The 23,842-nt window shown below is 39.4% G+C and carries 13 protein-coding genes; all 13 read left to right on the plus strand.

The features are described 5' to 3' along the window. Positions 1–263: 263 nt before the first annotated feature. Positions 264–3,509 (plus strand): glycosyl hydrolase, encoded by a 3,246-nt coding sequence (locus JOC48_RS19610; RefSeq protein WP_204502108.1) that lies wholly within the window; start codon positions 264–266, stop codon positions 3,507–3,509. A gap of 12 nt (positions 3,510–3,521) precedes the next feature. Then, on the plus strand, positions 3,522–4,883 hold the full coding sequence (locus JOC48_RS19615) for a sulfatase family protein (protein ID WP_204502109.1): 1,362 nt from the start codon (positions 3,522–3,524) through the stop codon (positions 4,881–4,883). A gap of 89 nt (positions 4,884–4,972) precedes the next feature. Further along, entirely contained in the window at positions 4,973–6,259 is a 1,287-nt protein-coding gene (locus tag JOC48_RS19620) for a Gfo/Idh/MocA family protein (RefSeq protein WP_204502110.1), read from the plus strand. Between the two features lie 106 nt (positions 6,260–6,365). Continuing rightward, positions 6,366–8,828, plus strand: a complete 2,463-nt coding sequence (locus tag JOC48_RS19625) for a glycosylhydrolase-like jelly roll fold domain-containing protein (RefSeq protein WP_204502111.1) — start codon at positions 6,366–6,368, stop codon at positions 8,826–8,828. A gap of 51 nt (positions 8,829–8,879) precedes the next feature. After that, entirely contained in the window at positions 8,880–9,536 is a 657-nt protein-coding gene (locus JOC48_RS19630; RefSeq protein ID WP_204502112.1) for a rhamnogalacturonan acetylesterase, read from the plus strand. 14 nt (positions 9,537–9,550) lie between these two features. Beyond that, positions 9,551–10,693, plus strand: coding sequence for an oligogalacturonate lyase family protein (locus tag JOC48_RS19635; RefSeq protein ID WP_204502113.1), 1,143 nt, complete (start codon positions 9,551–9,553; stop codon positions 10,691–10,693). Positions 10,694–11,085: 392 nt separating this feature from the next. Further along, positions 11,086–15,696 (plus strand): AAA family ATPase, encoded by a 4,611-nt coding sequence (locus JOC48_RS19640; RefSeq protein ID WP_204502114.1) that lies wholly within the window; start codon positions 11,086–11,088, stop codon positions 15,694–15,696. 296 nt (positions 15,697–15,992) lie between these two features. After that, positions 15,993–16,760 carry a tyrosine-protein phosphatase gene (locus tag JOC48_RS19645; protein WP_204502115.1) on the plus strand — a complete coding sequence of 256 codons (768 nt, stop codon included), beginning with the start codon at positions 15,993–15,995 and terminating at the stop codon, positions 16,758–16,760. Positions 16,761–17,033: 273 nt separating this feature from the next. After that, positions 17,034–18,032: a UDP-glucose 4-epimerase GalE gene (galE, locus tag JOC48_RS19650; RefSeq protein WP_204502116.1), complete on the plus strand. Its 999-nt coding sequence runs from the start codon at positions 17,034–17,036 to the stop codon at positions 18,030–18,032. Positions 18,033–18,062: 30 nt separating this feature from the next. Next, positions 18,063–19,811 (plus strand): phospho-sugar mutase, encoded by a 1,749-nt coding sequence (locus JOC48_RS19655; protein WP_204502117.1) that lies wholly within the window; start codon positions 18,063–18,065, stop codon positions 19,809–19,811. 150 nt (positions 19,812–19,961) lie between these two features. Continuing rightward, positions 19,962–20,639 (plus strand): response regulator, encoded by a 678-nt coding sequence (locus JOC48_RS19660; protein ID WP_204502118.1) that lies wholly within the window; start codon positions 19,962–19,964, stop codon positions 20,637–20,639. Between the two features lie 401 nt (positions 20,640–21,040). Beyond that, positions 21,041–22,165, plus strand: coding sequence for an S-layer homology domain-containing protein (locus JOC48_RS19665; protein WP_204502119.1), 1,125 nt, complete (start codon positions 21,041–21,043; stop codon positions 22,163–22,165). A gap of 272 nt (positions 22,166–22,437) precedes the next feature. After that, positions 22,438–23,802, plus strand: a complete 1,365-nt coding sequence (locus JOC48_RS19670; RefSeq protein ID WP_204502120.1) for an ABC transporter substrate-binding protein — start codon at positions 22,438–22,440, stop codon at positions 23,800–23,802. The last annotated feature ends 40 nt before the right edge of the window (positions 23,803–23,842 follow it).

The following is a 23,842-nucleotide window of genomic DNA, read 5'->3' on the forward strand; positions in this document are numbered from 1 at the left end:
GGATCATCAGCTCCAGTTCAATATAAAAGTAAATTGGCAGCATGACCCCAAACCTTATGTGTCTACTTGACAGGGGTAAGCTTACAGACCCCTTTTATGCAAGGAAGTGTCATAAAATAAAAAAATTGTTATCCTTCTTTTAGGCGAATTCAAAAATGTATGATTGTTGTAAATTCGCTTTCCTATTAATGTATAAGTAAGCGTTAACATGAAAAGCTGTTTTTATCGTAATTCAGAATAGAAAATAATCAAGAGGTGAATGTATGGTTCATTTACGTAAGTTTAATAGTCCAGATTCAAAATATGGTATTCACCCTTTTTGGTTTTGGAATGGTGAAATGGAAGAAGAGGAGATTGAGCATCAAATTGCCGAAATGGCAGACAAAGGTGTGACCGGATTTTTTTTATGTGCGAGACAAGGGATGTCTGTCCCTTATTTATCCGATCAATGGTTTCAAAAAGTGGACTATGCGATTGAGGTTGCCGCCAACTATAACGTGGATGTCTGGTTATATGACGAATACCCTTATCCAAGTGGTATGGCTGGAGGAGAGGTAACATTAGAGCATGCCGATGCAAAACAATATTCGCTCATTCATCATGTCGAGAAGTTAAATAGTGGAGAAACGGGTAAATTTGAAATGCCTTGGGCTCGAGTCCTTTCTGCAAAAGCCGTACCGGTCCATCCAGAAACAGAAGCGTTGGATTGGGATGAAGCCATCGATGTAAAAGAGTTTATTGGCAATATCCAAGTGGAGCCTGTTTATCAAAAAACAGGACTTACTGCTTACAATCAAAAACGATATTTTACATATAAACCAAAGAAGGTATTGCATTGGACTGCACCAGAAGGTCAATGGGAAATCCACTGTTTTCTGGAACAAGAAATTGATGATTTTAAATACTATGGCACGTTTGTCGACCCTTGTCATGAAGAAGCGATGTTTACGTTTATTCGTACAACACATGATCGCTATGCGGAAAAGGTCGGTAAATATTTCGGCAAGACTGTTAAAGGAATGTTTACTGATGAGATTCACTTACTAGGAAGATTTCCGTGGTCGCCAAAGCTTGTCCCTTTTATTCAGGAAAACTACGGCTATGACATTAGAGACTATATCCATCTATTACTGCACCATGATAATAACTCGTCAGCGAAGGTTCGTTATCATTACTACCAAGCAATTCACCTATTAACGCGAAAATCTTATCATAAGCAGGTACATGACTGGTGTGAACAGTACAGTTTGGATTATGTGGCCGAAGTTCCGTCTGTTCGAATGTCTGCTCAATTGTACAGCCATGTTCCTGGAGGGGATAGTGCACATGAAAAGCTGGGTCGTTCGCTCGATTGGGTATTAAGAAAATATTTTTATAGCTTTAGAGCGAATCCTAAAATGACTAGTGCTTTAAGTAACCAGCTTGGTAGAGAGCGAGCGTTAATCGAATGCTTTCACAGTGTTGGTTGGTCGATGACATTACAGGACGCCAAATGGATGATTGATAGAATGGCAGCCTTGGGGATAAACTTTTTCAATTTTCATGCATTCTTTTATACGTTGGACGCGATGGTAAAGCATGATGCACCACCATCCCACTTTTTACAAAATCCATATTGGAAGCATTTTCGGAAATTAGGTGACTATACCGCCAGAATCAGTTACGTAATGAGTGAAGGTACACCGGTTCGTCCGATTGCTGTCCTTGACCCAACAACTAGTCTTTGGACACATATGGGAAATCCATATAATCGTTTTACTTACACTGGAGAAAATTCTGAGGAAGAAAAGAAGCTGGAACTGTTAAAGGAGCATTGGGGTGACATTTGTTTACATTTAACGACCCATTATAAAGATTATGATCACCTTGATCCGGAGATTTTAGAAAAAGCAGAAATTATGGATGGCGAAATTCGGATTGGAAAAACTGCCTATTCTGTTCTCATTTTGCCTCCGATAACGAACCTAGAGTGTGATGCTTGGAAGGTAATCAAGCAATTTATTAACGAAGGCGGTACAGTAATTGCTAATGGTCTCCTTCCATATGAAAACATTGATGATGAATCCACTATAGAGGATATAAGGACTACTTTTGGTTTAGATGATCAATATTCTTCCGAGTTTTGGGAGGTTTCGCGGGACAAGGAACCTGTCCCCGTGTCCCAGAATGCTTATTTTATTCCAACTACGGTAAATCAGCCGTTGAGTGAGAGAATAGAGGCGTTAGCTGCTATTCTTGATGAGGAGCTTCAACAAGACATTGCTTTTAAAGTGGATGATGATTCGAAGTCGTTTTTAATGCAACATCGAAAATTAGAAGATGATTCGGAAGCAGTATTTTTGAGCAATCAAGAAGGGGACACCCATCAAGCATCACTCTATGTGAAGAAAGCGGAACAGAGAGTTAAGTTCACCCGGTTGAATCTAGAAACTGGTGATTCGGAAAAAATAGAAGCGGTCATCGATGGGGATTTCTGGAGAATTGATTTAGAATTTGCGGCCTACCAATCCCATTTAATCCAAATAGAAAAGGCTGCACATAAAAATGAAAGCAATTCCAATAATGATGCTGAACAACTGGAAATAGATGCTTCTCACCAATGGGAGATGACCCCATTGCAGGAAAATATGCTCCGGTTTGATACCTTTGAGCTGCAAATAGAATCAAAAGGAGAAGCAAGCGGTACGGTACAAACGAAAACATTTATTGATCAGTGTGAGGATTTAGCTAACAATCATAGGCTTCCAATCGAATTTACACAAACATTTGGTACGCCGATGAAAGTAAATTTAGCTTACCCGATTGATGTAAACTACCAAACGACCTTTTTTATCGACCGTTTACCTGCACATTGCTCATTAGTCATGGACCGTCATGCAATAGCAGGAGATTTTGATATTTTACTTAACGGCGTAGTAGTAGATCGTTCAACCTTTGTTCAAAAGTTTGTGTATGACCATAATAATGTGGTTGCAGATGTACATTCGTTATTAAAGCACGGTGAAAATACGCTAAAAGTAAAAGGAAAAGTCGATCACGATTGGGAAGGTGTTGTTGATCCACTTTACTTGATGGGGGACTTTGGTGTCGAATTTGATACAGAACTGCAATCAATCATGACGGATGTACCAACCAATGCAACGTCATTGATCGGTCCTTACAAAGGGTTACCATTCTATGCAGGTACAATTTCATTCCAAACGAACGTACATTTTGATGTTCCTTATACAGAGGAATTTACGTTAGCTGTAAAAGAACTGGAGGATGTACACGAATGTGCAGAGGTGCTGATTAATGGTAAGTCACTTGGGGTAAAAGCTTGGTCTCCTTACAAGTGGCAGGGCATGACAGAAATGCTTTCTGATGGCGAAAATGTGGTAGAGGTTAAAATTACAAACACATTGATTGGTTTGATGGAAGGTAAATATTTCAACTATGAAAATCATACCTTAGAGGATGTTAGAGCACAGCGACAACTACAAAAGTATACTAGTGTTCATGTTGAATAACAGGGGGTGAGTATGCTGGGAAGCGAAAAGGAACGTCCAAATGTTGTTGTTTTTTTCACTGATCAACAACGGTGGGATACAACGGGTGTACACGGAAATCCATTAGAATTAACACCAAATTTTGATCGGATGGCAAAGGAAGGAACGCATTTATATCATTCGTTTACAAATCATCCTGTTTGTGGCCCGGCTCGTGCTTGTATGCAAACTGGTTTATATGGAACAACAACAGGATGCTATCGAAATGCGAATCCATTACCGCCAGATACTAAAACATTGGCGAATTACTTCAAGGAAGGTGGCTATTACACAGGCTACATTGGAAAATGGCACTTGGCCGCTCAAGAACCAGTGAGCAAGGAAAAAAGAGGTGGCTATGACTATTGGTTGGCGGCTAATGCGCTTGAGCACACTTCTGAGGCGTATCATACAGTTTTGTATGATGAAGACTGCCAGCCTGTTCAATTACCAGGTTATCGTGTTGATGCATTAACAGATGCCGCCATCCGATTTATTGATAAGAAACATGACAAAGAACAGCCGTTTTTCTTGTTCTTGTCTTTTTTAGAGCCGCACCACCAGAATCGATCCGATGATTATCCTGCTCCGGATGGATACAGGGAAAAATATACTTCAAGATGGACACCTCCAGACTTAGCTGCACTAGGCGGAACAACACAACAGCATCTTGGTGGGTACTATGGAATGGTCAAGCGACTAGACGAGGCGTTAGGTAGATTGATGGATGCGTTAAAAAGTTTAAATATAAAAGACAATACAATCGTATTATTTTCATCTGATCACGGCTGTCATTTTAAAACGAGAAATGATGAATACAAACGTTCCTGTCATGAAAGTTCGATTCGTGTTCCGACAGCGATTACTGGACCCGGCTTCATGGGAGGCGGTCAAAAAAAGGAATTAATCAGCCTGCTTGATATTCCGCCAACATTATTGAATGCAGCAGGATTGCATATTCCAAACGACATGGCAGGAAATTCAATTCTTCCATTAATCAATGGTCAAAAGGATGGTTGGCCAGATGATCTGTTTATGCAGATTAGTGAAAGTCAAGTCGGGAGGGCGATTCGTACGAAAAAGTGGAAGTATAGTGTGTCTGATCCAACAAAGGATGGGGTTACAGATTCAAAGTCTGGTTCGTATGTTGAGGAATTCCTCTATGATTTGGAGGCAGATCCTTATGAACTTATTAATTTAATCGGGCTAAAATCCCATCAGCAGGTTACTAGTCAAATGAGAAAGCGACTCCTCCGTAGAATAGAAGAAGTGGAAAAGGAACAGCCTGTCATTCAACCTGCACCCCTTAAGGAAAGCGGACAGCGAAAGGTAACAGATCAAGAGATTTTGTCGTGAACTGGAGATGTATTCTATTTGCGAGAAAAAGGACTATAGGAAATTGTTATCACAAATAAGTTATAACTATTTTAATCAAGGAGTTGCTTATGATGAAGAAGAAGTATGTGTTAGTTGGTACTGGTGGAAGAGCTGAGTTTTTCTATGGAGCAATTGCAAGAGATTTCAGAGATACATGTGAACTTGTCGCTTTTTGTGATGTGAATCAGACGAGAATGAATTATGCCAATCAATTATTAGAGGAAAAGTACAATCACCCACAAATAAATACGTATTTAGCTGCTGATTTTGAAAAAATGATTGAGACAGAAAAGCCGGAAAAGGTTGTCGTTACTTCGGTTGACCGAACCCATCACACTTATATTATTAAAGCATTGGAACTAGGTTGTGATGTCGTGACGGAGAAACCGATGACCGTTGATGCAGATAAGTGTCAGGACATCATTGATGCAATCAACAGGACTGGCAATGAAGTTCGAGTTGCATTCAACTATCGCTATGCACCACACAATACAAAAATCCGTGAGCTAATCATGAATGACACAATCGGTCAAGTGACTTCCGTTAATTTTGAGTGGGCATTGGATACCCAGCATGGTGCCGACTATTTCCGTAGGTGGCACCGTGACAAGCGAAATAGTGGCGGATTACTCGTTCATAAATCAACGCACCACTTTGATCTCGTCAATTTTTGGCTAGGAACTACACCGGAAACGGTCTATGCATCAGGTGGATTGCGTTTTTATGGGAGAGAAAATGCAGAGGAAAGAGGCGTAACACAGTTCTATCAACGTGCATACGGTAGTGAGGTTGCCAAGGATGATCCATTTGCCATTCATTTAGAAGAAAATGAGCACTTGAAAGCTATGTATTTGGATGCAGAAAAAGAGGACGGATACCAACGTGATCAAAGTGTGTTTGGTGATGGGATTAGTATTGAAGATACATTGGGTGTGATGGTTAATTATAAAAACAAAGCGATTTTAAATTATTCCTTGAACGCGTACTTGCCATGGGAAGGGTATATTGTTTCCTTTAATGGAACGAAAGGAAGAATGGAAGTTCGTATTCGCGAACAATCGTATATTAACTCCGGCGGAAGCAAGGACGACGAAGGGAAGGTAAAGGAAAAATCGATCATGGTCATGCCAATGTTCGGTCAGCCATACGAGGTTGAAGTTATCGAAGGGAAAGGTGGCCATGGTGGTGGAGACCCTGTTCTTTTACAGGATATTTTTGGGACTCCTGTTGAAGATGAATTTAATCGAGCAGCTTCCCATGTTGACGGTGCGATGTCTATCCTAACAGGAATTGCAGGGAACATCTCCTTGAAAACAGGTCAAGCCGTAAAAGTAGATGAACTAATTAATTTGTAAAAGGGGTCTGACCCCGCTCGTGGACAGTTGTCCACTGTGGGAGGACAGTTGCTTCTGTCCTTGTTCTTCTGTCCCGGGAAATATTTTAGGTGAAGGTTGTGAAGAAATGAGTGATGCCTTGCAGCAGCAGTTTTTGGATCCCCCAGAAGAATTCACGCCAATTCCATTTTGGTTTTGGAATGATGATTTAACAAAAGAAGAGATTGCTAGGCAAATCCACGATTTCCATGAAAAAGGGGTAACGGGATTTGTTTTACACCCAAGGATTGGAATCCCAGAGGAAATAGAGTACTTATCAGAAACTTTTATGAATCTCGTTCATGTAGCAGTTGAAGAGGCCAAATGTTTAGGTATGTCTGTCATTTTATACGATGAGGCGATGTACCCTTCAGGTGCAGCGAAAGGTTTCGTTGTAAAGGATAATCCGGAATACGCTAGCCGTGGGTTGATGATGATCGAGTACCCTTGTCAAAAGCATAATGAAATGTCGATTGATTTATCTGAAGGGGAGAAGCTGGTTTCTGTTCAAGCGGTAGAAAAACTAACGGAAGCATCCATTGATCTAGCAAGCTGTCAGCTACTACAAGTGGAAAGTGAAAAGGTTCATTTCACCCCTCCAAATAACGGCAATTGGTCACTTCTATTGTTTATCGAAACCTTCTCAGGCGGAACGATTCGTGGTATTCACTTCGGCGAAGATGATGGGGAGGAGCATGCACCAGCTTCAGCCGATTTATTGAATCCCGATGCGGTGAAGAAATTTATTCAAATTACCCATGATACGTATTATGCCAAGCTAAAGGAATATTTCGGTGATACAGTGATTGCCATGTTTACGGATGAACCCGATATTTTAGGAAGAGGTTCGGCTAAAGGATTAAAGCCGTGGACGAACGATTTTTTAACCTATTTTAAAGGTAACGGTAATGAAGAAATAGATTTACCAGCATTGTGGTTTGATGCAGGTGATCAAACGGATGGTATAAGAAAAAACTACCGAAAAGCTGTTAATAAACGATTAACGGAAGTTTACTATAAGCAAATTAGTGATTGGTGTGCTGGTCATGGTATTGCGTTAACCGGACATCCGGCAGCTAGTGATGATATTGGGCTGTTGGAACATTTTCAAATTCCTGGTCAGGACGTTGTTTGGCGCTGGGTCGCACCAGAGGATGGCAAAGCCTTGGAAGGAGAGCATTCGACAGCCGGTAAGTGTTCGGCGGATGCTGCTAGACATCGCGGACGACGCAGAAATTTAAATGAGTTTTTAGGGGTGTGTAGTAAGGAAAGTCCTTGGGCGCTTAGTGCAGGAGATATGAAATGGTATATGGATTGGCTACTTGTCAGAGGTGTTAACTTACTATGTCCGCATGCGTTTTATTACTCGATTGATGGAAAGCGTCGCAGTCATGAAAGACCACCAGATGTTGGACCGAACAACTTATGGTGGCCTTATTACAAGCAATTTTCTCAATACATGAAGCGGTTAAGCTGGTTAATGACAGATAGTAATAATCAAACGTCTGTTGCTGTATTGTGTGAAGAGGACCATTTGCCTTGGAAAATTGTCAAGCCATTTTATGAAAATCAGGTGGAATTTAATTACCTAGAGCAGTCCCTTCTTCTATCTTCAAGCAATGTTCAGGATGGTAGAATCTTAATTGTAGATCAGAGCTATGAGGTCATTGTTGTGGAGGATTATAGTTTAATAGACGACGCTGTTCAGGAAAAGTTGGAACTTTTTAACGCAGGCGGAGGACATGTGATTGTCTGTACAGAGTCAAGTCATTCACCGGTTGATAGGGCTCGAACAATTAGGAAAGAGGAAGAAGTTGTGTCGGCACTTCCGGACATAAGTAAACACCAAGTGACTTTAAGACCTCATAGTCCATCGATACGACTGAGTAAAGTAGTAAAAGATGGCACTCTCTTTTATTTTTTCGTAAATGAAGGAGAAGACAATTATGTAGGTACTTTTGAAGTAGAAGAAGGTAAGGTGGAAAAATGGGATCCGTGGAATGGCGCCATTTCAGAAGTTGCAGTTCAACAGGATCGTGACAAGAGATTTGTTCCCTTTGAATTGGAGAGGAGATCATCGATTGTCTTTTCTGTTGATACGAATCAAGCCCCTAAGAATGCAGATAAATGGGCCGAACCAATGAACATTACATTCATTCCAATGAACGATGGTTGGGCAGTCAAAAATTCCCCTACTCAAGCGGCAAGTAATGCTTTGGAGTCGTGGGTTGAATGGGATGGAATGGAAGCCTTTTCTGGGACAGTAACATACGAAAACAGCTTTGCAATAGAAGAGGAATCGCCAATTGCTCATGCCACTGTTGACCTTGGTGAGGTATATGAGATAGCTAGATTAACTGTAAATGGAAAAGAAGTAGGGTTAAAAATGTGGGCACCCTATCGATTTGAGTTGGATCCTTCTTTCCTTCAAGCTGGAAAAAATACGATTAGTATTGATGTAACGAACTCGATGGCAAATAAAATGGATAATGCCCGTTTAAAATCTGGTTTGATTGGACCGGTTTCGATGGAAATAAGAATAATAGATTAGTACGATTAGCTTATCTAAAAAAATGGCAAGGGCGATGGGAGAGATAAATTCATGGGTGATAAGGTAAAACTATATTTAGCTTCAGATTCAACAGCTCAAACCTATGGTCAAAGTGAAGCCCCACAAGCAGGTTGGGGACAATTTATCGGCAATTATTTTGATGAAAAAGTAGAGATTTATAATTATGCAATAGGTGGTCGAAGTTCTAAAACCTTCATCACGGAGGGGCGACTAGCTAACATCTTAGATGAAATAGCAAAGAATGACTATTTACTGATCCAATTGGGTCATAATGACTCAACGAAAATCCGTCCTCAACGGTATACCGAACCCTATGACGATTATAAGCAATACTTAAAACAATATGTACAAGGTGCACGTGAACATCAAGCAATCCCAATATTAATTACACCAGTGGCAAGGCTGCATTACGTGAATCAAGAATTTTTAATGGATTTTGGTGATTATTGCAACGCCATGAAAGAGGTAGCAGAGGAAGAAGATGTTTTACTGATTGATTTAATGAAGCAGAGTTTGGCCTACTATACTTCGATTGGCTATGAGCAAGTGAAAGAACTGTTTATGATCTCTGTGAATGGAACGGACTGTACCCATTTTACCGAAAAAGGTGCAGGTGAAATTGCTAGATTAGTTGCTCAGGGAGTGAAAAGCTTGGAAATAAATCTATCAAACAAAGTACTGTTATAGGGGAGTTGGGAAATATGACGAAAGGAAAACAGTGGTCACCAGAGTGGGAGTCCTTTCAAGATCGGTTTACGGATGTAACAATTACCCAGCTTACGAACTATACCGGTCATAGTCATCACCTGTATTTCACTGAAAATGGCTGGTATAAAAATGGAAATAAGCTGTTATTTTGTTCTGATCGAGAAAATAAAACGAACTTATTTAGTATCGATCTTCGTACGGGAGATATTCTTCAATTAACGGACCATGATCAAACGTTTGGTAGTTTATCACCGTGTTTACATCCGAGTGGTGATAGGGCCTATTTTAGAAGAAATCAAAAAATCATAGAAATTAACCTTCAGACGTTGGATGAGCAGTTGTTGTATGAGGGACCAGCGTCTCTTATCGGTGGTAATTTAAATTGTACGGCAGATGGAAAATATGTGATTACATGCAATCGTGAAGACTTTTCCAATCAATTTAAGATTGACCTTGGAAATGGCTATGTTGGTCATCGGGAGTTAATGGAAGCGAAACCAAAGGCCCAAATTATCAAAATTTCGACTGAGGATGGCACTAGTGAAATTGTTTATGAGGAAGAAAATTTTATTACCCACATCAATACATCACCACAAAAAAGCGATTTGATTACGTTTTGCCATGAAGGACCATGGCAACTGGTCGATCACCGTATATGGGGACTTGATTTGGAAACAGGGGATGCATGGAAAATTCGAGAGCGTAAAGAGGAACAGGAAATGGTCGGGCATGAATACTGGCACCCAGACGGTGAACACATTGGGTATCATGGCTTTAGAAAAAATGGAACAGCATTTTTCGGAAAGATCAGCTATGATAATAAGAATATGGAAGAGATAGAGTTTGCTTTTCGAAACTGGCATGCCCATTCGCACGGCTTTTCCAAAGTGGTCGTCGATGGAAGAGCTCCGTCTGATAAACTAGTCATTTGGAGTAGGCAAGATGGAGAATTTTCCGGTCCAAAATTATTATGTGAACACCGGTGCAGCTTCCACGTCCAAAAAGTCCACGCCCACCCCAGATTTAGCCCAGATGGAAAGAAATTATTATTTACTAGTGATAAAAATGGCTATGGAAACCTGTATTTAATTGATTTGCCGGAGGATATTGATGCATTGCCGGATTATACGATATAAAAGAACGAGGTAGTGTGCCAAATGGTGCGCTGCCTTTTATTAATTGGGGTTGGTGCGGTGTTTATGCGCACGGATCGCGGCTCTACTAAGTATATACGCACCGCCACCTTAGGGACAGAGGGACAAGGGACCTGTCCCTCTGTCCCATCCTCCCTCTGTCCCACCTCTGTCCCATGTCAAAAACTCTCACCAACTATTCGTCGACGTTTCGATTGTTGTTTCAACAGTATACGACACAGCTTAACAAAAACTGCTAACCCCTTGGGGCACAAGGGGTTTATCTTTGTAAAATAATATCAAAATTTTCTGAAAATGTATTTGAAAAATTGTATAACTTTGGTAATATATGTTCTATCATCAAAATTTAAATAATTTTGGGGGGAATAATCTGAATGAGTGAATGGGAAGAAATTGGGTTGGCTTGGCGGCTTGGGGATTTTGATTATGTGAAAGCACTTCATGTATCTTCAGAAAGTAATGTGTTATTACGGAAAGAGATAGGTAATTCGAATCATTCGTCGGTGCAACTAAAAAAAGAACTTCGTGAACACCTACGATTGAAATTACCGAATGTGTTGCATCCTAAGTCAGTGGTAGAAGATGGTTTAGTTTTTGAATATGCGGAAGGTAGACCAATTATACAAGCATTGAAACATAAGGAATTATCTACTACAGATACACTAGATATCGCTATACAACTCGTCGAAACCTTACACGAATTCCACAAGCAAAAGAACATTCACTTCACAGTTATTCCTGAACAAATCATTCTAAAGAATAATAAACAAATTAAAATATTACCGCTACCGTATATGGAGAAACAACTTCATAGTAAGTATCAAGCGCCGGAAGCAATCATTCATAAAGGAAAAAACTATGATGAACGTTCCGACTTGTACAAGCTCGGTTTGTTGTTGTATGAGCTGTTCACAAATGGCAAAGATCCTTTTCCGGGGAATAAGGATGTCGATTGGAGACACAATCATATTGCGGTTGAACCGATTCCGTTAACGCGAATGAACCGTATGATTCCTAAAATGATCAACAATATTGTTGTGACACTTTTGCAAAAAAATCCTGAAAAACGATATCAATGCAGTGAGCACTTAGCTAAGGATTTGTTCATCTGTTTGAAGGAATTAAGTGAGCTAGGCACTATACAGCCGTTTCGTCTGTCATTAGGGTCATTTTCTGGTGATTTTTCTATTCCAACTGCTTTTTATGGAAGAGAAAAGGAAATCAATGATTTGTATGATGTGTTTCAGCGCGCGGCATTTGGCTCGACGGAATTAGTTATGTTAAGTGGTTCAGCTGGTATCGGAAAAACGACGCTAGTAAAAAATCAATTCAAGTCGATGATCCAAAATAGAGCTTATTTTGGTTATGGTAAATTTGATCAATTGCATAAAAACATCCCGTATACATCGTTGATTGATGCTTTTCGTGGTATTATCACACAAATTTTAATGCAATCAAATGATCAGGTGGAGGAATGGAAAAATAGTTTACAGCAGGCACTCGGAAAAAACGGCAGAATTTTAACGGATGTCATTCCTGAGTTAGTCGCACTTGTTGGGGAACAGCCGCCTGTAGAGGTTCTTTCGGATAGGGAATCGGAAAATCGGTTTGTCCAGGTGTTTAATAAATTTGTCCAAGTATTTGCTAGTGTAGACCATCCTTTAGTTTTATTTCTTGATGATATTCATTGGGCTGATTATGGTTCCCTTCGACTCATATACTCCTTGTTAACAGATTCGCATAGTCAGCGGTTTTTAGTAATCGCATCGTGCAGACATCATGAAATTGAGGCATTTGATAAAGCATATGAACGCCATAAAGGTATTGACAAGTATGGGGTAGGGCTTACTGAATTAGAATTACCGAACTTATCTATAGCAGAAGTAGAGCAATTTGTCGTTGATACACTAGAATGTGAATTCGCAGATTGTCGAGGCTTGGCACGATTGGTTTACCGAAAGACTGCAGGAAACCCTTTTTATATGAAGCAATTATTAAGGCTGATTCATTCTAAGCAATGGATTCAATTTGATGCTGCCTTACAAAAGTGGAAATGGGATGAGTTGGCAATACAAGCGGTAAAGGACCAAGACCATATTATTGAACACATGGTGAAAAAAATTCATCAGTCTCCTGCCAATTTAACGGAGGTTTTGAAGAAGGCTGCTTGTTTAGGAAATGGATTTTACGAGGAGGATCTCGAGCGTTTTTCCAGCTTTTCATTAGATGAGCTAAAAGAGGGGCTATTGTTGGCGCAGCAGGAAGGATTAATTCTTGCTCCAAACAGTGATCATGGGCATAAACGCTATCAATTTTTTCATGACCGCATTCAACAAATTGCTTATTCTTTCATTGATGAAACAGAGAAACAAACGATTCATTTAGCAATTGGTAGATTTCTCAGTCAAATGATAGAAACAGATAATGTTTTGTTTAAGACGGTCAACCACTATAATCGGGGAAAAGCGTTAATCACTAATCTAGAGGAAAAAGAAAAGCTATTACGATTGAATCATCAAGCTGCAAGAAAGGCAAAAAGCTCAGCAGCCTATGATACAGCGGAATTTTATTATCGAAATGCAATCAGCTTTATTGACGTAAACAAATGGATCCATTCATTTACCTATTGCTACCAGCTTTATTTAGAACTTTCCAATATTGAATACCTTTGTGGAAATATCGAACAAGCAAAATCGATTAATCAAGAGCTGCTTGGGATAGCGCGAAATTGGGAAGAAGCAGCACTCGTCTATAAGCAAAAAATTACGAAGCGAATTAGTCAAGGCAATTATAAAGAGGCAATGGAAATCGGGCTGCAATGTCTTCGTGATAAAGGTATTCATATCGCTGCCTCGCCTGATGAGGAAACAGTAAAGCGAGCAATCAAACAAACGAAATCCTTGTTTCCGAGCGGGTTTGAATCGTTACGGGATATTCCAGATGTAACCGATACGGATATGAAAATTGCAATGGACATCTTGTTTGAACTAATGGTACCAGCCTTCTTCCATCAAAGAGATGTTTTCATTTTACTTATTCATACCTTTATTGAACTCATTTTAGAGCATGGAAAAGTAGATATAGCTCCAGCGGTTTATGCGGCTTATGGTGTGTTATTATGTGCAGAGCTGGATGAAGTTGAGAAAAGCTATGAGATTGGAAAAATTGCAGTTGAATTAGCTGACCAGGAGGGGTTTCCATCCGTCCAGTGCAAAGTATATGTCTTGTTTGGAGGGGTAATTTGCCAATGGTACAAGGATGGGACTCGTGGGGAATCCTACCTGAAAAAAGCGATCGATTTAGGGCTGAGTGTTGGGGATTATGTGTATACCGGTATGGCTGTTGCTGCTCATATTAACACGATTTACACTTGGAAATCGTTAGATCAAATGATTGATGTGAATAAAAAGCATCTCGGTGTCCTAGAGCAAATCAAGGATAGCTATACACAAAACAGTGCTAGTGCCTATATTCAATTTGCTCGTTGCCTACAAGGGCTAACAGATAATCCGCTTACATTGAATGACACGTTTTTTAATGAGGATCAATTTATCAAAACAGCTCAATTAGATGATCGAGGCAGGTACACGCTTTTTCAATATTACACGTATAAAATGCAAATTTGTTTTATCCACGGCAGCTATCGAAAAGCGGTGGAATATGCAAAACAAGCGGAAAACTATTTGCAAAACGTTCAGCATCTGACCCATTATGGGGAGTATCTTTTTTATAAAGCATTAGCGATATTGCAAGCATGGTATCAATGGGATGGGGCAGAGCAAAAACAGCTACTCCGAGATATGGCAAAAATTTTGCGTCAATTTTCATTCTGGAGGCAGAACAACAGCATGGCGTTTGAACATAAGGAATGGTTATTGCGTGCGGAATATGCTAGAATGCAAGATTTTCCAGATAAAGCAGACCTGCTGTACAAGCATGCCATCGAATCAGCGAAAAAGAGCCAATACGGCCGGAATCTTGCCATTGCTTATGAATTAGCAGGTCGCTTTTACCTTCAATTTGGAAAAGAAAGTGAAGCGAAACATCACTTGGAGAAAGCGGTGGTTGCTTACACGAAGTGGGGAGCAAAGCCTAAGGCAACAGCGATAAAGGAAACGTATCCAGAATATTTTGGAGTGGAAAATGTAGACGAGCTGCCGGATGAAACAGAAAATAATCCGGTTCTGCTGCAGCATGAGTTAGAAGCGTATCCAATGACAAACCTGGGTAACATCATGAAAGCATCGGAATCTTTATCCGAAGAAATGGACTTCAACTATTCGTTAAAGGAATTAATGTTTTCGGTTAAGCGTGAATCATTGGCTGAAAAAGGGGTGCTTTTTACAAAAGAAGCAGATGAAATCATCGTAACGGCGATAGTAAAAGGGACGACGGAGTTTTCCTTCTTGTCACAACGAATGGAAGAATCTAACGAGGTTCCACAGCAGATTGTTAGATTTGTCGATCGGACGAAGCAAGTGTTTATCATTGATGATATAGCTCATCATGAGGCTTATCACCGAGATCCCTATATCCGAAAGCAGATGCCCAGGTCGATTCTATGTTTGCCGCTGATGATTCAAGGGCAGTATAAAGGGATTCTTTATTTGGAAAATCGCTGGATTGCTAATCTGTTTTCAGACGAACTAGCGAACGTCGTTAAATACCTTGGTACACAAGCGATGTTTGTAACAAGACTATTGGAAACCTTTAATTCTAGTGAACCAAAGCGAGAACCAAGTACTGCTGCGATTGAAGAGGCAAATCCAGAAATGATGATTTTTGACGAACTGACCGATCGGGAATTAGAAATTATTAATTTAATGGCGGCAGGCCTTTCGAATCAGGAAATCGCACGTACCCTTGGACTAAAAGTTGGTACAATTAAAGTCCATAATCATAACATTTTCTCTAAATTAGACGTCAATCGACGAACAAAAGCAGTGTTTAAAGCAAAAGAATTAAAATTAATCGATCGAATGTAAAAAGCAGGATGCCCTTTGGTAATCCTGCTTTTTTTTTGCGCGAGGCGGGAGAAGGAGGGGTCAGACCCCTAGGGGTCTGACCCCCCTACCCCTTCTCTTTCTTTTTATAAGAAAATTAAGATATTGTGCAGAATATTGAAGAAAAAGCGTTTTCTATAACTTTGGATATATGGAATTTAACTTTTCCTTTGATATAACTAAGTCTAAGGAAATGAAAATGTTACATAAAATCACAATGATGGGGAGCTAATGGGTCCTTATAAGGAAAGATAAAGATAAAAAGTAGGTGTAAGCGCATGATTGACATACATTGTCACATATTACCTGGTATGGATGATGGTCCAGAGGATTATAGAAGTAGTCTTAACATGGCGAAAGCTGCTGTCGATCAAGGGATTCATACGATTATCGCCACCCCTCATCATCGAAACGGCTCCTTTAACAACAATAAAGAGTCTATTTTAAAGAAAGTAAGTCAATTAAATGAGTTTTTGTATGCTGAGCAAGTACCGATTACGATTCTCCCAGGACAAGAAACAAGAATTTATGGTGAGATGACAGAAGATATCCTTTATGGCTCGATACTCCCGTTAATTGATATAAGTGAATATGTTTTCGTTGAATTGCCGTTTGGTAATGTTCCGAGATATACGAGTGAACTGTTTTTTGATTTAAAGTTACATGGGTATACACCCATAATCGTACACCCGGAACGAAATAGAGACTTCCTAGAGCGGCCAGAGAAATTATATGAATTGGTGAAAAACGGTGCATTAACACAGATTACTGCTAGCAGTCTTAATGGTAGATGGGGGAAAAAAGTAAAGGTGTTAAGTGAACAATTCATTCATGCCAACCTTGTCCATTTCATTGCTTCTGATGCCCATAATACGACGAGCCGTCCATTTGAATTAAGCGACGCTTATGAACAAATAAAAAGGTATTACGGAAATGAATTATTATTTTATTTTATGGAAAATTGTGAGCTATTAATTAACGGAGAGACAATTCATCAGTTAGAACCAAATCCGGTAAGGAAGAGAAAAATACTAGGTTTATTTTAACTCATGAAGATAAAAATGAAGAAAATAAGTACAAAAATAACGTTTTACTGATGATTAATAACTGAATATTCTGAATTATATATTGGTGATGTCTCCTTACCCTTATCAATGGAGATACTCGATCATGCTGTGGGTCGGAAAATACCAGAACCTTAGCGCTAGTCTGCGGTAGTGTGGTGTGAGGAAGGGTTCAATGCCCTGTGTACATATTGCTAACAATCTTTATCAGTCAAATTTTATTTTAAAGTTTTAATAGAAAGGAGTTAATCATAAATGACAATCCTTGTAACAGGCGGAGCAGGATATATTGGAAGCCATACTGTTTTACATTTAAAGGAACAAGGAGAAGAAGTCGTTGTTTTGGATAATTTATCAAGGGGGCACCTAGATGCATTATTCGAAGCACCCTTTTATGAAGGAGACCTCCACGATGAGAAGCTTTTAGATGAAATATTTCACACCTATGATATTGATGCGGTTATTCATTTTGCTGCAAGTTCTCAAGTTGGAGAAAGTGTAGAGGATCCGCTTAAGTATTATGAAAATAATGTAATCGGGACCTTTCATCTAATCAGGAAAATGGTTCAGCACAATGTAAACCGGATTGTTTTTTCATCAACAGCCGCAATCTATGGGGATCCTGAATTCATTCCAGTAGGTGAAACGAATGCTACAATCCCGACAAATCCTTATGGGGAAACGAAGCTTGCTATTGAAAAAATGCTTCAATGGAGTGATCAGGCTTACGGATTAAAATCGGTAAGCCTGCGTTATTTTAATGCAGCAGGGGCTGATCCTCAAGGAAGAATTGGCGAGGATCATGATCCTGAAACACATCTTATCCCGATTGTTTTACAGGTTGCGTTAGGACAACGAGAACAGGTGAACATTTTTGGTGATGATTATCCAACAGAAGATGGGACATGTATCCGTGACTATATTCATGTGATGGATTTAGCGGAGGCACATTATTTAGCAGTGAAAAAGCTAAAAGAAACAAATGAAAGTGCTGTGTATAACTTGGGGAATGGGCAAGGCTTCTCTGTTAAACAAGTAATTGAAACATGTGAGAGGGTGACTGGAGTATTTATTCCTTCGACTGTTTCCTTTCGACGGACAGGCGATCCAGCCGTCTTAGTTGCTGCTTCTGATAAGGCAAGAGGGGAATTGAAATGGATCCCGCAGTACCCAAGTTTAGAGGCGATTGTTTCACATGCTTGGGATTGGCATAAAAGCTATCCATATGGGTTTCAAACAAAGCTTCCAACGTAAAAAGATTGGAAGGGAAAAGGGGGAAGAAATTTGGATTGGGTTGATACGTATGAAAAATGGAGACAGTTTGATGAGCTGGATAGTTGGTTGAAAATCCAATTATACCAGTTAGAGAAAGATTTAAAACAGCTAGAGGATTGCTTCTATAAGAATTTAACATTTGGAACAGGTGGGATGCGAGGGGAAATTGGTCCTGGCCCAAATCGGATGAATAAGTTTACCGTTAGAAAAGCGACGGAAGGCTTGGCACGATATATGGAGGAAAAAAGTGTTTACGCTCGTGTTCGAGGTGTTGTCATTGCTTATGATTCCCGACTGAAATCAGAGGAGTTTGCTTTGGAAGCAGCTAAAACGCTTGGGCTGCATGGCATTCCTACATACTTGTTTGATAAGCTTTGTCCGACACCAATCCTTTCTTTTGCGATTCGACATTTAAATGCTTATGCAGGGATTGTAATTACGGCTAGTCACAATCCACCAGAATATAACGGGTTTAAGGTGTACGGTCCAGATGGCGGACAGCTTCCCCCAAAGGAAGCTGATCTTTTAACGGAAAAAGTAAAGGAAGTAAAAGATGAATTGGCCGTTAACGTAGCGGATGAAAAAGAATTAACGCATTTACAATTATTAACGATTCTTGACGATGAGGTAGAACAAGCGTATATGGCGGAAGTGAAAAAGCTCGTTGTCCAACCAGATTTGATTAAGAAAATGGCTAAAGAATTGTGCATTGTTTATACGCCATTACATGGGACTGGAAATATTCCGGTGAGAGAGGGTCTAAAAGCAATTGGATTTTCTAATGTCCACGTTGTTGCGGAACAGGAGTCACCAGATCCTACTTTTGCAACGGTAAATTCTCCAAACCCAGAAGAACACGCAGCATTTGAGTTGGCGATAAAGGATGGCAAGAAGCTACAGGCGGATATTTTACTAGGAACAGACCCAGATGCGGATCGAGTCGGGGTAGCAGTTAAAAACAAACAAGGGAATTACCAAGTATTAACGGGAAATCAGGTTGGAGCATTAATCTTAAATTATTTAGTCACACAAAAATACAAAAAAGGAGAGCTGCCAAGTAACAGCACGGTATTAAAAACGATTGTTACGTCTGAATTAGGTCGAGATATTGCTAGCGATTTTGGACTAGAAACGATCGATACGTTAACTGGATTTAAGTTTATTGGGGAAAAAATAAAAGAATTTGAAGAAACAAAGAATAAGTGCTTTTTGTTTGGCTATGAGGAAAGTTATGGCTATTTAATCGGTAATTTTGTTCGAGATAAAGACGCAGTACAATCCTGTACAATGATAGCAGAAGTAGCAGCTTATTATAAATCAAATGGAATGACGCTATATCAAGGGTTGCTAGAAATTTTTGAAAAGTATGGCTATTATCTGGAAGATTTACAATCCATAACATTGAAAGGCAAAGACGGGGCAGAGCAAATTGAAAGCATAATGACAAGCTTCCGAGAAAATCCGCCATCAGAAATCGGAAAAAGTAAAATAGAGGTCATTGAAGATTATCAAACTGGTAAACGAAACTTTGTAGAGCATAACGAAATAGAAACGATGGATTTGCCACATTCGAATGTGTTGAAATACAAGCTATCTGATGGCTCTTGGTTTTGCTTGCGACCATCTGGAACTGAACCGAAAATTAAATTTTATTTTGGAGTAAAAGGAGATACGATGATCGAAAGTGAAGCCCAGCTAGAGTTGATAATAGAAAGTGTTATGGATCGAGTAAGAGTCTTGGCAAAGGAAGTAGTTTAAATAAGAACCTTACCATTTAGTAAAGAATGAAAAAGTAGTGAGTCGTAGTAATCAGGACTTGCTACTTTTTTATTTTTGAGATTCATCGTGTGAGATCTGGATTTCGCACTTTTTTTGATAGTAGATTTCAAAAGAGAGAGGTAAAAGAGCGTGAACAAACATACTGTACTGATTGCTCAGGACCAAGGACTTTTCCGAGATATGATGACTAGTATTATTAATGACATGGAAGCGTTTAAAGTAATTGGAGCTGTCTCAAACGGAAAAGAAGTAATCGAGTTAATAGAAAACGTACAAGTGATTCCATATTTGTGCTTGCTTGATATTAATTTGGAGCAACAAGAGGAAATGGCCTGCACGAAATGGTTGAAGAAAAATTACCCAACGATAAAAGTAGTCCTAACAACAGCTTATAAAGAACAAACATGTATAGAGGAGATTATTTCTGCAAGGGCTGACGGCTATATTTTTAGAGGTTCAGGAATAGACCAGTTTCAACAAGCACTTCGTTTTATTACGGAAGGTCAATTTGTAGCACCTACAAATCTAGTTCACCAATTTTCTAAAAGATTATCCAAACTACAAAAACTAGAAGAGCAACGAAGCCTCGATTATTATAAAAAACTTTTTCATGATTATGATGACTTGAGCGAAAGAGACTTAAGGATTATCCAGTATATGGGCAGTGGCTTTTCAAATCAAATGATTGCGGATGACTTAGATCTCAATGTAGGTACAGTAAAAAATTATATTTCTATTATTTATAAGAAGCTAAACATTAGCAATCGGAGGGAACTAAAGGAGCTGTTACCGAAGTTTATTAGTTAATTTTTTTATAAGAGCGGGTATGCTGTGGCATCGCCCGAATGATGCACAGGGATTGAGGGCTTTCTCTCACACTAGCTCGCTTATGCGCAGGAATTGTGGATTTGTTCTCACACTCGGATCGTTTATGTGCACGAATCCTGAATTTACGCTCACTGTGACCTCGAATATGCGCACTAATCCTGGAGTTTCTCTCACTGTGACCTCGAATATGCGCACCAATATTGGAGTTGCTCTCACTCCAGCCTCGTTTATGAACACCTGTTCGAATTATTCTAACTCCTGATGACAGTCACTCCTCATTTTTTCCAATACTATGGTAATAATTACGCATTTCTATTTTTTCTATTAAACTATAAAATAATTCTAGTAGTATTTTATAAAAAATAGGGGGAATCTCGGGGATGGGTAAATTTAAAAACATATTAATAGCATCAGTTGCTGTGACTTCATTAATTGGAGCAGTAGTACCTTCTGTATTCGCAAATAGTGAATCTCCTGTAACTTTTACAGATGTACCAGAGGGTAGTTCACACTATGATGCGATTTATACATTAGTGAACGATGGGATAATTACTGGATATCCAGATAAAACGTTTAAACCGAACGATAAGCTAAGCCGTGCCAATGCTGCAGTTCTATTCTCCAACACTTTTGGACTAATATTACCTGGAAAATCTACGGTAACAGACTATTTTAGTGATGTTTCCGCAACACATCCGTACGCTGCAGAAATTGCGGCTGTATATGAAGCAGGTATTTTTAAAGGAGCGAATGGTGCGTTCCAAATTAATAGCCAGTTAACGAGAGAAGCAATGGCTTCAACGCTTGTTAATGCATTCTTATTGGAGGGTACTGGTGAGGATATTGATGTCAACTTAGATAATGTATCCGATACACATAAAGAGAATGTGAAAATATTAGCGCAATTAGGGATTACGAATCAATTGGCTGATTTCCATCCAAAGGATCCGGTTACCCGTGGTCAATTTGCTACCTTCCTGGATAAATCAATGAAAGCATCTGATTTTGAATTTATTGCAGAAGAGATTTACCCATTTGCAGTAGCAGATGAAACGACGAAGGAATTATATGTATTAGCTCTTCTTAGGACGTACAATGAAGGTGACGTCGGTACAATTTCTGTTTATGGTTATGATGAAAATGGAAATGTAGCAGAAGAACCTGTTTTTATTGGGGAAGATATTGAGATTGTTGATAATGTGGTAGAAGCTATTTTTGACGCATCCAACTTGAAGTATGGTGATTATTTAGCTGAAATTACAGTTGGTGACGTAACCACTGAAATGGAACTAGCTATTGAATTTACAGAAGTAGATCAAGTAGTAAACGCAGTAAATACAGCAGATACAGAAGAACAGCTTTTAACAGCTTTAGACAACGACTACTTTTATGATGTAGATCCTAATCTTATAGCTGAATACCGTGCAGAACTAGGCGCGGACACGACAGCATTTGATTTGGCAGTCGAAATCCAAACAATTATTGACGAAATCAACGAACGATGAAAATCGGGTGGTGCCTGGCGCCACCCGATTTTTTATCGTAATTTGTCGTATTGAGTTCTGCTATTTCAATGGGTAAACGAAACCGTTCAAACACCCAAGTGTCCTCCCAGCAAAGACAATCCCCCCATTTTGTCCACAAGCGGGGTCAGACCCCTTTATGTATCCTTTATACTTCATCTTTTCTTTACGGTGTGTTTAAGTTGGTTTAATAATTTGTTGTTATGCTTTTTGTGGGTGGGTACATATTAATGATTTACTTGGGGGATTTTTTCATGAAGAGGTGGGCAGGGTTATTTTTCGTATTATTTATTTTGGTGAGTGGTTGTGTGCAGGCATCTGAGCGACCGGATGGGAAACCAAACGGACAAGATAATAATAATCAATCTCAAGCAGCAAATGAGCAAGAAGAAGTTCAGTTGACTTATTTTAGCCGGTACCCGGAAATGGAGAAAACAAATCAACGGTTAATTGATGCATTTGAAGAAAAAAATCCACATATTCAAATTGAGTTAAAAAGCTATGCGCCTCTTAGTTATTGGTCGAAAATTAGTGCAATGGCAGCGGCGGGAAGTGCACCAGATGTGTTTGATATGAATTCTGACTTCGTCGACGAGTGGGCTTCAAAAGGATTTCTATATAATTTGCAAGACTTTGTTGACAACGATATAAATAAGGAAGATTACTTTACCAGTGTATTTGATGCTGTTCGGTACCCTGATAAGGAAACAGGAGATATGTATGCTTTTCCTTATGCTTGGGTAACAACGGTTCTTTATTATAACAAGGATATGTTTGATGAAGCTGGCTTGGAATATCCGACAAAAGAGTGGACATGGGATGAGTTTTTACATGCTGCCCAAACACTTACGTTGGATACGAATAACGATGGGAGAACAGATCAATATGGTTTTTGGCTTTATGGACGCTATGCCCATATTGAACCATGGATTTATCAAAACGACGGGCTAATTTTAAATAACGAAAAAACTGAATTTGCAATGGATGATAATGCGAGAGAGGCAGTGAAATTCTTAACTAATCTGACGGCGGAACATAAAGTTTCACCGAAGCCGATGGAAATGCAAGGTACAAATCAGTCAGATATATTTCCGTTGGGTACAGCTGCTATGTGGGTGGATGGTTCTTGGAACATTGAAAACAACAGGAATATTATTAATGGTCAGTTTGATTGGGGCATTTCCACTGTTCCAAGAGGGAATAACTGGAAAGAAGATGTGGCCTATGGTTGGCCAGATAACATTGCCATTTTTAATGAAACAGACCATCCGCAAGAGGCTTGGGAATTTATCAAATTTATGACAGGGAAAGAACGTACTGTTGAAAATTATACTGGAGGACAAGTGCCGGTTTTTAAAGAAGCTGCGATCAGTGATGAGTGGCTTGAAAAAGATAAACTGCCTGATAATAAATCAATCATTTTAGAGCAAGGAGAATTGGTAGTCCGTAACTCTTTTACTAGAAATTGGGCTGAGTGGCGCGGATATGGAACAGCTGAAGGATCTGGAATGAACGGAGAAGTAGATCAAATTCTAGATGGTAAAAAAACGTTTGATGAAGCGATGGATAGTTTAGAGAAATATGCAAATGAAGTTCTCGAACAAGCGTATCAAAACTAATAGATTTAAGAGGCTGTCTTTGGTGAGGGGTCTGTCCCCT

The sequence above is a fragment of the Aquibacillus albus genome (genome assembly GCF_016908325.1).
Classification (GTDB): Bacteria; Bacillota; Bacilli; order Bacillales; family Amphibacillaceae; genus Aquibacillus_A; species Aquibacillus_A albus.

Excerpts from the sequence above, each read along its gene's own strand:
- JOC48_RS19610 (WP_204502108.1), top strand. The coding sequence starts at position 264 with ATGGTTCATTTACGTAAGTTTAATAGTCCAGATTCAAAATATGGTATT.
- JOC48_RS19615 (WP_204502109.1), top strand. The coding sequence starts at position 3,522 with ATGCTGGGAAGCGAAAAGGAACGTCCAAATGTTGTTGTTTTTTTCACT.
- JOC48_RS19620 (WP_204502110.1), top strand. The coding sequence starts at position 4,973 with ATGATGAAGAAGAAGTATGTGTTAGTTGGTACTGGTGGAAGAGCTGAG.
- JOC48_RS19625 (WP_204502111.1), top strand. The coding sequence starts at position 6,366 with ATGAGTGATGCCTTGCAGCAGCAGTTTTTGGATCCCCCAGAAGAATTC.
- JOC48_RS19630 (WP_204502112.1), top strand. The coding sequence starts at position 8,880 with ATGGGTGATAAGGTAAAACTATATTTAGCTTCAGATTCAACAGCTCAA.
- JOC48_RS19635 (WP_204502113.1), top strand. The coding sequence starts at position 9,551 with ATGACGAAAGGAAAACAGTGGTCACCAGAGTGGGAGTCCTTTCAAGAT.
- JOC48_RS19640 (WP_204502114.1), top strand. The coding sequence starts at position 11,086 with ATGAGTGAATGGGAAGAAATTGGGTTGGCTTGGCGGCTTGGGGATTTT.
- JOC48_RS19645 (WP_204502115.1), top strand. The coding sequence starts at position 15,993 with ATGATTGACATACATTGTCACATATTACCTGGTATGGATGATGGTCCA.
- galE (WP_204502116.1), top strand. The coding sequence starts at position 17,034 with ATGACAATCCTTGTAACAGGCGGAGCAGGATATATTGGAAGCCATACT.
- JOC48_RS19665 (WP_204502119.1), top strand. The coding sequence starts at position 21,041 with ATGGGTAAATTTAAAAACATATTAATAGCATCAGTTGCTGTGACTTCA.
- JOC48_RS19670 (WP_204502120.1), top strand. The coding sequence starts at position 22,438 with ATGAAGAGGTGGGCAGGGTTATTTTTCGTATTATTTATTTTGGTGAGT.